At 28.9% G+C, this 13,226-nt stretch carries 10 protein-coding genes and 1 pseudogene; all 11 read right to left on the bottom strand.

Annotated features, from left to right (window positions below; all coding sequences use genetic code 11):
* Positions 1–11: 11 nt before the first annotated feature.
* Entirely contained in the window at positions 12–758 is a 747-nt protein-coding gene (locus CSPB_RS07800; protein ID WP_089193809.1) for a GNAT family N-acetyltransferase, read from the bottom strand.
* Positions 745–2,232: an amino acid adenylation domain-containing protein gene (locus tag CSPB_RS07795; RefSeq protein ID WP_089193808.1), complete on the bottom strand. Its 1,488-nt coding sequence runs from the start codon at positions 2,230–2,232 to the stop codon at positions 745–747. The genes CSPB_RS07800 and CSPB_RS07795 overlap by 14 nt, the downstream gene beginning before the upstream one ends.
* Positions 2,229–3,496, bottom strand: a pseudogene (locus CSPB_RS07790) (DUF4910 domain-containing protein). Before CSPB_RS07790 ends, CSPB_RS07795 begins: the two are co-directional and overlap by 4 nt.
* 43 nt (positions 3,497–3,539) lie before the next feature.
* Positions 3,540–4,112 (bottom strand): ComF family protein, encoded by a 573-nt coding sequence (locus CSPB_RS07785; protein WP_089193807.1) that lies wholly within the window; start codon positions 4,110–4,112, stop codon positions 3,540–3,542.
* Positions 4,109–4,657: a YajG family lipoprotein gene (locus CSPB_RS07780; RefSeq protein ID WP_193625295.1), complete on the bottom strand. Its 549-nt coding sequence runs from the start codon at positions 4,655–4,657 to the stop codon at positions 4,109–4,111. The genes CSPB_RS07785 and CSPB_RS07780 overlap by 4 nt, the downstream gene beginning before the upstream one ends.
* A 9-nt stretch (positions 4,658–4,666) precedes the next feature.
* The gene (locus tag CSPB_RS07775; protein WP_089193805.1) at positions 4,667–5,389 is read right to left on the bottom strand and encodes a hypothetical protein; all 723 of its coding nucleotides are present in this window, start codon (positions 5,387–5,389) and stop codon (positions 4,667–4,669) included.
* Positions 5,390–5,478: 89 nt separating this feature from the next.
* Positions 5,479–5,640, bottom strand: a complete 162-nt coding sequence (locus CSPB_RS07770; RefSeq protein WP_089193804.1) for a 2-hydroxymuconate tautomerase family protein — start codon at positions 5,638–5,640, stop codon at positions 5,479–5,481.
* 61 nt (positions 5,641–5,701) lie between these two features.
* Complete coding sequence (gene lepA / locus CSPB_RS07765) at positions 5,702–7,492, bottom strand: translation elongation factor 4 (protein WP_089193803.1); 1,791 nt, start codon at positions 7,490–7,492, stop codon at positions 5,702–5,704.
* Positions 7,493–7,556: 64 nt separating this feature from the next.
* The gene (locus CSPB_RS07760) at positions 7,557–8,243 is read right to left on the bottom strand and encodes an SIMPL domain-containing protein (RefSeq protein WP_089193802.1); all 687 of its coding nucleotides are present in this window, start codon (positions 8,241–8,243) and stop codon (positions 7,557–7,559) included.
* Between the two features lie 67 nt (positions 8,244–8,310).
* Positions 8,311–10,254, bottom strand: coding sequence for a BCCT family transporter (locus CSPB_RS07755; RefSeq protein ID WP_089193801.1), 1,944 nt, complete (start codon positions 10,252–10,254; stop codon positions 8,311–8,313).
* 202 nt (positions 10,255–10,456) lie between these two features.
* Positions 10,457–12,562 (bottom strand): AMP-binding protein, encoded by a 2,106-nt coding sequence (locus tag CSPB_RS07750; protein ID WP_089193800.1) that lies wholly within the window; start codon positions 12,560–12,562, stop codon positions 10,457–10,459.
* Between the last annotated feature and the right edge of the window lie 664 nt (positions 12,563–13,226).

Genomic DNA, 13,226 nt, shown 5'->3' with positions numbered 1-13,226 from the left:
GTCAAACTCCTTTAAAAATTTTTATAATATTTTATTTTTCTACCATTATGCATAAAACCAAGTCTTTTGTAGAAATTTATAGCTTTTACATTATCATCTCTTACATAAAGAGAAAAATTTTTTATATTTTGATTTATGTTAAAAAGTGAACTCATGAGCATAAAAGCTACATTTTTATACGATAAATTTCTATCTACTGCGATAAAATCTACAAAAACAGAGCTTATAGTTTTACTAAAAATCAAAGCACCGTGTACATTACCATTTTCTTTGTAACATAAAATTTCTCTTATTTTACTTTTCGTTTTTAGTTCATCAAAAGTAAAATTAAAAAGATGAGGTTCGCTAAAATATTTCATAAAAAACTCATATATAGCTGTTATTTCACAATCTTTGCAAAAATCTATAATTTCTAATTTACTAAAATTCGTTGTTGATATTTTTAAGTTCATACTTTCATTGGTTTCAAAATTTTTAAATTTATTTTTATTCAAAAATTCTAAATGTTTATCATTAAATTTTGCATTTTTATAGTGAATTCTTAAAGATATATTTTCTATATCAAATTTTATTGGCTCATTTATAAAATATGTTAGTAATCTTGGCGTATCTTCGTAAAAGAAAAAATTATTGTCACTTTGTTTGAGATATGCTTTTTTGGTAACGAGTTTATCTTTTATATATTCTAAACTATAATAATTGTTTGTTATGTAAAACCCATCAAAGTAAGTTTTTAAAAACTTGTCATATAAGTTCAAACAAAACCTTTCTATCTATTTTTCCATTTTGATTAAGTCTAAAACTATCAACTTTTATAAATTTTCTAGGAATCATATAATTTGGCAATTTGTCTTTTAATAAATTTTTTAAATTTAATTCATGCATTGCTTCGTAAAAACATATAATTTCTCTATCTTTAAAGATACAAACAGCATTTAAAATTTCACTCAAGCTATTTAGCACAGTTTCTATATCTCCAAGTTCTATTCTAATACTAAGATATTTTATTTGATTATCTTTTCTACCATAGCATAAAAGTTCGCCATGCTCGTTGTAGGCTGCTATATCACCAGTTTTGTAAATTATGTCACGATAGTTATTGTGAAGTGGATTTTGTATAAAAACCTCACCACTTTTGTCTTTATTTGCATAATATCCAAATGAAAGCGAAGTTCCACGAACGCAAAGTTCGCCTTTTTTGAAAGGTTCATTTGGTGCTATCAAGTTTAAACTCTCATCAAAAAGTAAAATTTCAGTATTTTTACAAGCTTTACCTATAGGTAAAAGCTCATCATCTTTAAATTCCCTATCACATATATAATAAGCACAATCAACAGTAATTTCAGTAGGTCCGTATAAATTTGCAAACAGGGCATCTTTAAAATATTGTCGCCACACATTTAGCTGTTTATTTGGCATAATTTCGCCAGCAAATAGAATTTTATTCAGGTTAAAACCACTTAAATTTGTAAAACTATCTGTATTTGCAAAATATATAAGAACAGATGGTACCCAAAAAATCATCGTAATTTTATGTTCTATTAGATATTTTAGCACCTCTTTAGGAAAAGAAAAAAGTTGATTTTGTAAAATATGCAATGTTGCACCAGCTTTTATTGTAGAAAAAATATCTAGAACAGAGTTATCAAAATAAAATTGCGATTGATTTGCTAAAATTTCATTGCTTTTTACATCAAATGTTTCACATACCCAAAAAGTAAAATCAATCACGCTTTTATGACTTATACTAACACCTTTTGGAACACCAGTCGAGCCAGATGTAAAAAATACATATAGTAAATTTGTATCGATATGAGCGTTTTTTACAGCATTTAAAGAGCTTTTATCTATTTCAAATTTATCTATATCCTCACAATAAATTTGCTCTATATTGAATCTATTTGGATAATCGCTTTTTGTTATAATAATTTTTGGTTTTAAAATTTCTATAACATCATTTATGCGAGATATTGGTGTTTTTTCATCAAGTAGAGTATAAAAATTTCCACTTTTTGCTACGCCAAAAAACGATACAAGCGTGTCTATGCTTTTTGATACAATTATTAAAATAGGAGAATTTTTGATGTTTAAACTAATGATTTTACTTGCTAATTTATTGCTCAAATTATCAAATTCTTTATAGCTTACTTTCTTGTCTCTATCTACAAAAAGTGTTTTATCTGGATATTTTTCTACACTTTTTTCTAAAAAATCACACACGTTTGTTATCATTTTATCTCCTTTATAAGACCAAATTTAAGACAACTTTCTATAACTTCTTTTAGTTCTTTTAGCTCTAAATTCATGATATTTGCTATCTCGATTGCCTCTCGTTTTCCGTCGCAATATGCTAAAAAATGCCGTATATTTTCCACACTTCTTGAACCAGCTGATAGGGTTGAAATAAGCCCACGAGAGCCTAAATTTGGTTCGCAATATGTTGTAATTTGATAGACTTTGTTTAATTCTAAATTTGATATTGCATTTTTTACAAAATTAAATCCGCCCCGCAAACCTTGCTCACTTACTAAGCTTAAATCATCTAAGCTCGTATGATATTCTTTATACATTCCAAATTTTGTTTTGCAAAGCGTAACTACACCTAAATTTAACAAAGGGCTATTAAACTGCCTTTCATCACTTCCACGAGATAAGAATGGATAAATTTTTGGCTCGTTTGTTAGGAATTTTATCGTATGAAGTGCAATTCTATCACTTAAGCTATTTTCGCCTGGGCTTAAAATCATACTGTAATTCATATCATCTCCTAAGCAACTTAGCACAAAACCTGCTTTTACACTATGTTTTAAAAAATCTAAATTTTTACTTATATAGCATATTGAACCTATAGTTTCAGGGATAATAATAAATTTATAGTTATAGTTTCTAGTTTTTTGTGTTTTCAACCAGTTTATAAGCTTAGCCATAACAACAGGTCCGCTAAGTTCATTGTTTGCCATTTGAGGATGACAAAGATATGTTGAGATTAAAATCCAATCTTTTGAGCTTGTTGTTGATAAAATTTCCATTTCACCGTAGTTCAATTCGCCATTTTCTTTAAATTTGCTATCTATAAAAATCTCATAAATACCGTCTTTTAGACTATCTCTTTGATTTTGAGTTATGCAAAATCCCCATCTTTTTTCGTAGTAGCTAGTAACATATGGTATAGCAGTTGGTAAATTTGGCAGTGAATAAAGGTAGTTTTGCAATTCATCAAGTGTAAGTTTTGTATGAATTGGCTCAGAGTAGCCAAGCAAGTGAAGTGAATTTTCTTTAAAATCACATATCTTTTTGCCATCGGGAGTTATGATGTAGGCATCGTTTATAATCCACTCTGGCGGAACTACCCAATCAAAGCATTTTGTCCCGCTTAAAACTGAAATTTGCCTAATCCCCCCCCCATATAAGAGTTTAATATGGTCAAACTTTTGCGAAATCCGTCACCCGTAATGCTTCGTGGTATATAAAAAAGTTCTTTTAGTAGTTCATACATCTAATCTCTTTAAAAAATTTTTATAATTATATCAAATAAATTTTTAAAACTCAACATTTGCAAGTGTTAAGCCAAAAAGTACTTCTACGCCATTTTTTGAAAGAACTTCTCTTGCTTGCTTCATACTTTCACCAGTGGTTATGATGTCATCCACTAAGATTACTGGACTAGTTATATCTTTTTTTAAAATATATTTTCTTTTGTGAGTTTGTCTATAAGCCAAGCTTTTTCCGCTGTACTTTACTTCAGATGTTGCTTTTAAAGCACCATAAATTGGTTTGATATTTTTGCTTTTTAATGCTTTTAGCAAAATTGCAACTTGTGAATAGTCTCCATTTACGCTATCATCTAAGGCTATAGCGTTTACTTTATATGGATATGAGAAATTTATACCAAATTTATAAAAACTAAATTTAGCTAACCTAGAATATATAAAGGAGCCATAGAATTTATGTTTTGAATGGATGAGTTTTTTTATTTCACTATAAAAATAAAACGAATACACATCTAAATTTGAGTTAACAATTCTTTTGTGTAGAGTGCATTCGCTAAGGATTCTTTTGCAATCATTGCAAAAATACGAAAAGCTAAATCTTTCGCAGTTTAGACATCTCATTGAACTAAAATTTGATTTGCAGTTTTTGTCACAAGATCTCTTAAAAGCTCCCAAATAAACGGATCAAACGCACCACCTGTATGGATTGGTGCAAATTTGCTTTGAGATTGCGAAACATGTTTTGTTATTATTGTGCCATCATCTTTATAAATTCTCGCTTCAAATTTAGCTTCGGCTTTTAGATTGTCTTTTGCGTAACCTTGTAAAGTCGCGTTTAAGCTAAGTATATCAACTTCAACTCTTGTGCCATTTGGAGATATATTTGCACCTCTACTTGCAAGTTCTGAGCGTAGAGATGAGTCTATCCAACTAGCTAGATTATTTTGAAGCATAACATACTCTTTTGTAGAGCCTTGCGAGTCTAGTATAGTGGCTATGACGCCTTTGTTTTTTCTTAAATCATTTATCTTAGATATAAATATTTCTTTGTTGATTTTGCTTTGATTTCCAGAGTTTGTATAAGGCTGGAGCATTATAACTGTTCCTTTTTGAGAACAACCAATAAAAAACAACAAAAGTAAAATAAAAGAAAAAACTTTTTTCATAACCATCCTTTAAAATTTAGAAATTTCTTCGGCAACTTTATTTGCTGCTTGTCTGATTAACAAATCTAAATAAACACCAAAATCATCTGGATCATTTGTTTGAAATTTTCTTACATCTTGAGTTGTTGAAATTTTGTATCTTTTTGTTTTATTAATATCTTTTAACATTAAAAATCCATAAAGATTTGATGCTAAATGTGCAGACGATGGCGAATAATAGCTTTGTAAGCCTAAAAAGTCAAAATCAAGTTTCATCACATAAGGACTAGATCTTTCTTCTAGCACGATTATACCACGCTCTTTAAGTTCTTGTTTTAGCAAAAGATAAAACATATAATCAGCTCTTTTGTTCATATGCATATCTTGAAATTGTTTATCTTTACCTTGAATGCGAACTATCTTTTGATCTTCTCTTAAGTCATTAACTCTGTGAATATATACTTTTTTTAAAGCTAATCCCGTGTCTATTTTTCTTACATTCTTGCAACAACTAAGTGAGATATCACTACTATAATCTACGCCGTTTATCGTTATACTACTGCCACTTCCATTGTCGCAAGGTTCACATTTTGGGTTAATTCTCATAACTTCTTTGAAGTTTTTAAAAGAATTTGAGTCTATTTTTTTTTCATCATATGTTCCATTTATGTTATAACCAGTGCCATTTGGTTGCATTGTGCTAGAACAAGCTGTGAAAAATATCATAAAAAACAGCATAAGAGCATTTTTCATTTTTAATCCTTTTATAATTAAGTGAGATTTTAGCATATATTTTTAAAATATGCTATAAAAGTATTAAAATTAAACTTTTCTAACCTCACTTATATTTTGCCACCAAGCCCATAGTTATCATTATTTATCTCATCTATTATAACTACAGTCGAAGCTTTGTTTCTATCTAAAATTTCACTTACTAAATTTGTAACACCTTTTATCAAAAGCTCTTTTTGTTCCCTCTTTTCTTTAGTGACTTTTATGTTTATGTATGACTTTTTCCTCTTTTATATTAATAACTCGCACGGATTAGTCTAAATCGTAAAGTTATTAATCAATCTTAAGCACACTCAAAAATGCTTCTTGAGGAAGTGTGACTTTTCCTATGGCTTTCATTCTTTTTTTACCTTCTTTTTGCTTTTCAAGAAGCTTTCTTTTACGCGTAATATCGCCACCATAGCACTTTGCAGTTACATTTTTACCCATTGATTTAACTGTTTCTCTTGCTATGATTTTATTTCCAATACTTGCTTGTATGGCTACCTCAAAAAGCTGTCTTGGAACTATTTCTTTCATAGCTTTTACAAAGTCTCTTCCTTTGCTTAAAGCTTTTTCGTTTGGAACTATTATGGAAAGTGCGTCCACCGTTTCTCCTGCAACTTTTATATCAAGTTTTACCAAATTTCCAGCTCTATAATCAATCGGTTCGTAATCAAAACTTGCATAACCTTTAGTGCAAGATTTTAATTTATCATAAAAATCCATTATAATTTCATTTGTTGGTATTTCATACTCAAGCAAAACGCGACTTGGCGTGATATAGTCCATTTTAGTTTGTATTCCACGGCGTGTATTTAAAAGTGTGATAATATTTCCTAAAAACTCACTTGGAGTTATGATAGTAGATTTTACATATGGTTCTTTTATGGTCTCTATCTCATTAACTGGCGGCATATCGCTTGGATTTTCCATCTTTACAAGACTTCCATCTGTTTTATAAATTTCATAAGTTACTGTTGGTGCAGTTGCGATAAGATCTAGCTTAAATTCTCTTTCTAGTCTTTCTTTTATAACTTCCATATGAAGAAGTCCTAAAAATCCTACACGAAAGCCAAAACCAAGTGCTATTGATGTTTCAGGTTCGTAGCTAATGGAACTATCATTTAGTTTTAGTTTGTCTAATGCATCGCGAAGATCTTCAAATTTGTCCGTATCTATCGGATAAATTCCTGCAAAAACAAAAGGTTTTGCCTTTTGAAAACCGCTTATTGGTTTAGCAGCCTTATTTGTAGCCAAAGTTATCGTATCGCCAACGCTTACATCACTTACATTTTTCAGTCCTAAAACTACTATACCAACTTCCCCGCTTGTAATTTCTTTTGTTTTTATTGGCAAGAGCGGATGAGGAAACATAAGGTCTAAAACTTCATGTTTTTTACTAGTTCCCATAACATAAACTATATCACCTTTTTTAATAACACCATCATAAATTCTAACTAGCGCCAAAGCTCCTAAATAGCTATCAAACCAGCTATCATAAATTAAAGCTTTTAGTGGTGCTTCATCATCTGTTTTTGGAGGTGGAATTTTTTCAATTATTGTCTGTATCAACTCTTTTATACCAATTCCTGTTTTTGCACTAACTTCAATTGCACCCTCACAATCAAGTCCTATGATATGTTCTATTTCATTTTTGACTTTTTGTGGATCTGCTGCTGGAAGATCGATTTTGTTTAAAACCGGTATGATTTCAAGGTTATTTTCAAGTGCAATATAAACATTTGCGATAGTTTGGGCTTGCACACCTTGACTTGCATCAACTATAAGCAAAGCACCCTCACAACTTGCTAGAGATCTTGAAACTTCGTAGCTAAAATCTACATGCCCTGGAGTGTCTATTAAATTTAAAATATATTCTTCATTGTTATATTTATATGTAAGACGAACTGATTGTGCTTTTATGGTTATTCCACGTTCTTTTTCTATATCCATTGTATCCATGAGTTGAGCGCTCATCTGCCTATCGCTAACAGCTCCGCACTCGCTTATAATTCTATCTGCGAGTGTGCTTTTACCATGGTCAATATGTGCTATGATGCTAAAATTTCTTATATTTTTCATAAAATTCCTAAAATTTACTTTTAAGGGTTAATTTTAGCGAAATTTAGCTACTATTTTGATTAAACTATTTTATAGCAAATTTAATTCTAACTTTGGCGTTTATATCTATAACTCCATCATTTCCATTTAAATTTTGCTGCGATTGTGCAACAGTTGAAATTCTATAAGACCTATAAACTGGACTTACTTGAATTTCTTCGATTTCTAGTATATCTCCAAGCGTAACATTAGCACTGCTAGTCATATTTTTGGCTTTTGATATAGCATAGTTTATCGCCTCTTTCATAGCTAAATCAACTTGTTGCTCAATGTCTGATTTTTGATATTTTGTAGTAATATCTTTTATGCCTATATTTGTTAATGTGTCTAAAAATTCGCTTTCTTTGGATATGTCTGTAAGTGTAATTTCAACATTTTGAGACGCCATATAAAATGTTTTTTCTATTTTTCCATTATCATCATATATATTTTGTGGCATAATTACATTGTTTTTTATTTTTACATTTTGTTTTTGGATATTGCTTTTATAGATTATTTTTTTTACTTTATCTGAAAGTTTGTTATTTTGTGTTTTTGCTTCTTGAGATGTATCACCTTTTGAAGAGATTATAAAATCGATAATAGCCATATCTGGCTCTACTTTTAACTCTCCTTGCCCATAAACAACGATATTTTTTTGATTTATGTAATTATTCGCAAAAGCAAAAATTTGTGAAGCCATGATAATAAAAGCTATAATTTTTAGTTTCATTTTTATCCTTAATTTTAAAAATAATTTGACAAATTATCACACAATAAGGCAAATTTATCATAAATATTTATCTTGTTTTATGTAAAAAATGCATATGTCGCCTGTATTGTTCTATAATATCATTTATTACTGATGCTTTACTCCATCCTATAATGTCATAATCTTGTCCGCCTTCTTTTAAAAACACTTCAGCTCTATAGTAACTATCACTCATAGCATAATCAGGTGAATTTGTTTCTATAAGCTTTACGCCATAAATAAAATTTTGTTCATCGCCTAAATCTATTTCTAAAGCTATTTTTGATTTATTAACATCTTTATGTATTTTTGGATTAAGAGAGTTTTTATTAAAAATTTCAGAAATTTCACTAAAAGCTGGCTGTATTATGTCTATTAAAAAATCTTTTGCTTCATTTTTATCAGGGGTATCAATGATAGCTTGAAGTCTTTCTTGCCAACTTTTTGTGCTTCCTATGGTTGTTGGCAAATTTGCAACGCTTTGAGTATATTTTTTCTCAGAATCTATTCTTAAAGCTTTTAAAAGTCCATAAATGGACCCAAGCATAGCTAAAGTTAGTGGAAGTGCTGAAACAATAGTCATTGTTTGAAGAGCATCAAGCCCACCTGTATAAAGTAAAGCAGCAGCTAGAATTCCGGTTAATGCACACCAAAATACTTTTTGCCATTTTGGGGTTTTATCTTCACCTTTTGAACATAGCATATCTATAACCATAGCAGCTGAATCAGCAGAAGTAATGAAAAATAAAATTATCATAAAAACTGCAATAAATGCCAAAATTAAAGTTAGCGGAAATTGTTCTAAGAATATAAATAATGCTAGTGATATATCTTTATTTACCATAATGGCAAGTTGTTCAAAACCACCATTTACCAAATTTATAGCACTATTTCCAAAAACAGTCATCCAAATAAGCGTAAAGCCAGCAGGAACAAATAAAACCCCAATAACAAATTCTCTTATTGTTCTACCTCTTGAAATTCTTGCTATAAAAAGTCCAACAAATGGCGACCAAGAAATCCACCAAGTCCAGTAAAGTATAGTCCAGCCACCAATCCAGCTATCGTTTTGTTTTTCATATGCATAAAGATTAAATGTATCTCCTATAAAAGATGAGATATATGTGCCAGTATTTTCTATTAGAGATTTTAAAAGCGTGCTAGTTTCGCCTAAGATTAATATGAAAATAGCAAATAAAACAGCCAAAACCATATTTGTATTACTAAGTAATTTTATGCCTTTATCTACACCGCTTGTTGCTGAAAGTGTAACTCCTATAGTTATTGCAAAGATTAACAAGACTTGAGAAACATTACTTATTGGCATACCAAAAAGATAGTTAAAGCCCGAATTTACTTGTAAAACGCCATATCCAAGAGATGTTGTAACACCAAAAAGTGTTGCAATAACTGCAAATACATCTATAGCATCTCCAAATTTTCCATATATTTTATTGCCAATTATTGGATAAAAAGCCGATCTAAGAGTTAAAGGAAGATTGTGTCTATATGCAAAAAATGCAAGTATAATTGCAACTATACCATATACCGCCCAAGCGTTTAATCCCCAGTGAAAAAATGTTATATTCATGGCTTTTTTTGCTGCTTCAATGGTTCTTGGATCTCCACTTGGCGGTGCAAGATAGTGCATTAAAGGTTCTCCTACGCCAAAAAACATTAAACCTATACCCATTCCTGCAGCAAAAAGCATTGCAAACCATGAACCGTTTGCATAATCTGGCTTTGAATGATCAGGTCCTAATTTTATTTTACCAAATCTTGAAATTCCTAAAAATACAACAACAAAAAATATAATAGTCATGCTTAAAACATAAAACCAGCCAAAATTTACAGTTAAATACTCTTGTGCAAGTTTTAATTTTTCAAGTGTAAATTTTGGGAAAATAGTTGTTATTGCTATAATCAAGGCTATGATTATAACAGAAGTATAAAAAACTGGTGGATTGTATTTTCTTTTAAATTTAAAATTCATATATTCTCCTTATTTAAAGCTTTTTATGTGAAGTTTTTTTATCTTACATTAATTTTTTAAATAGTATTAAAATTTTGTTATAAATTTATTTGATAATTTTATTTAATTACAAATAAAATAATTCCGATATTTTTAAAAGTAGTATAAAAATATAAATTTTTTTTAAACAAATATTATTTTATCTGTGAATAAAATGCTCATTTTAATCAAAATATATATTGCTTAAAGCAACATAATCAGTTTTTCCAGTGCTTAAGAGTGGAATTTCTTTGATATAAATAACTTTTTTTGGTATATAAAGTTCGCTTAAGCCATTTTGTTTTGTTGTATTTAATATTTCATTTCTACTTAGTTTTTCATCTGTTGTAAATAGTATCAAAGATTCACCCTTTTTTTCATCTTTTATACTAATTACAGCATGTATAAAATTTGGCGATATTTTTGTTGCTAATTTTTCGATTTCTTCAAGTCCAATCATTTCTCCAGCTATTTTTGCAAAGCATTTAACTCTTCCTACGATATGCAAAAATCCATCTTCGTCTATTTTTACGATATCTCCAGTTTTATACCACTCATTTTGTTTTTCAAGTATGCCAGGATTTGTATCTTTTAAATATCCACTCATAATGTTTTCGCATTTTACATACAAAATACCGCCATATTTAATTCCCTCTATATCTTCAAGTTTGATTTCAATCCCTGGTAAAACCTTGCCTACCGAATCAATTTTGTAAGCAAGTGGTGTATTTACGGATATTATAGGTGCGGTTTCTGTCGTGCCATAACCTTCTAAAATTCGTATGCCAAATTTTTCTAACCATAGTTCTTTGACATTTTTAGAGAGTTTTTCTGCTCCACATATCACAAATTTTAATTTATGAAAGTCGTATACATGGGCTTTTTTAGCATAATTTCCTAAAAATGTGTTTGTAGCTATGAGTATAGTTGCGTTTGAATCATATGAAATTTCTGGAATTATTTTATAATGAAGTGGTGAAATATATAAAAACAGCTTAGTTCCGCTTAATATAGGCAAAAACCCTCCGGCATTTAATCCAAATGAGTGAAAAAGTGGTAAGGAATTTAGCATTTTATCCTCATTTGTGATACTTATGACCGAATTTATTTGATAAATATTTGCCAAAAATGCATTGTGACTAAGGCTAACTCCTTTTGGTTTTCCTTCACTTCCTGATGTAAAAAGCACGGCAGCTTCGTTATTTGGATCTTGCTTTTTGTATGTTAGATGTATAAAATTTCTCTCAAAAAATATAAGCCAAATTTTATCAAAAATATTTATATGCTCTTTAAAATCTTCTATATAAAGTATTTTTATGTTTGTTAAGCTGTTTATTTTTTCTTCTAGTTTTGTAGTTTTTAAAAAATTTTTTGATGTTATTATAAATTTTAAATTTGCAGCATTTATAGCATTTTGCATATTTGAAACACCTGATGTGAAATTTATCATTGTAGGTGTTTTTCCTTTTGAAATAAGTCCGAAAATGAGTCCTAAAGTGACTATCATATTTGGCATAATTATGCCAATTCGTTTTTCATTTTTAGTTAGTTTTACGCATACTTTACCTAAAATAAGGCTCATTGTTAAAATATCTTTGTATGAATACACACCTTTTATATCCTCAGCTATTTTAAATTTGCAACCATAAATTTTTTTAGCATATAAAAATTCTTCGAAAATATCTCTTTTTGTGCGTGATTTGAAAATCAAATTTTGCATTTTTGTTTGTAAAAATTGCGCCCCTTCATATCTTTTTTGCTTATTTGTCTTTGTTTCATCAAATTTGATTTTAAATGGCTCGAAATATGTTATGTTAATTTGTGTAAAAATTCGTTTTGGAAATGTTTTTGACATCCTTGAAAAATGTGTAAATTTGCTTCCGTTTATTATGATTGGCAAAATTGTGGCGTCAGTTTTTTGGGCTATAAATACTACTCCTTCGTATATTTTCATAAGTCCGCCGGTATTTGTTACTCTACCTTCTGGAAAAATAACAATCGGTCTTGATGTGGTATTTATAGTTTGTATGACGCTTTTTAAAGACATCGGATTTAGTTGATCTATAGTGATATAATCACAAAAATGTATAAAAAATTTAACGATTTTTTTATTTGCCATAGTTGTATTTATGAGAAAAAGTGGTTTATTTGGCAAAATAGCCCAAAGCAAAGCACCATCTAAAAGAGATTGATGGTTTGAGATTATTATAGTTGGTTTTTTGGTTTCAAATTTTCCATAAATTTTTATGTTGTATAAAAATTTACATAGTAAATAAAATATGGTTTTCATAGTTAATACCTTTTTTGTCAAATGATATTAACATAAATTTAAGATAAAAGCTATAAAACTTAATTTTTTTATTTAGTTTTATAGATCGATGGTAAACTTTTAATTACAAAATGCAATATGAAATTTTTATGAAAAAGCTCTTAAAAAGTTATTTGATATTAAGTAATTTTATTTAAAATTTACCAGTAAAAAGAAAATACTTTATTTTAAAGTATAATAAGGTAGAATAGATTATTAAATAATTACAAATCTAATTCACTATGAGAATTTATACGAAGTGCAGTTAATATCAACTCTTCTTTTTAAATACAGTAAAGCAAAACCAAATCCGGCTTTATATGACAATCTCTTATTCCATACTAAATTTCCTTTTAATGCATGGTCTTTGTATTTAGCTTCTAATTTTTAACAATTTATAAGCTTTTCTAATACAATACCTGTTTCATCTTTTAATTGTTTGCTTGGTTTTTATACTCTCTTTTGTTTTGTTGCTATTTTCTTTAAATAAATTACCTTTTTCGCTTTGTGAGGCTGGATTAATTCTTTCTAAAGTGATATTAAAGGATTAGGGTGATTTGTGTTAATACTGGTTTTATTTGAAATTTTATCATTTAATAGTATTAAAATTATTAAATTCTTCATCGCTAATTTATATTTTGTAGAG

This window comes from Campylobacter sputorum (assembly GCF_002220775.1).
Classification (GTDB): domain Bacteria; phylum Campylobacterota; class Campylobacteria; order Campylobacterales; family Campylobacteraceae; genus Campylobacter_F; species Campylobacter_F bovis.
Note: the sequence above shows the minus strand (reverse complement) of the source record. Positions and strands in the feature narration are given on the sequence as shown.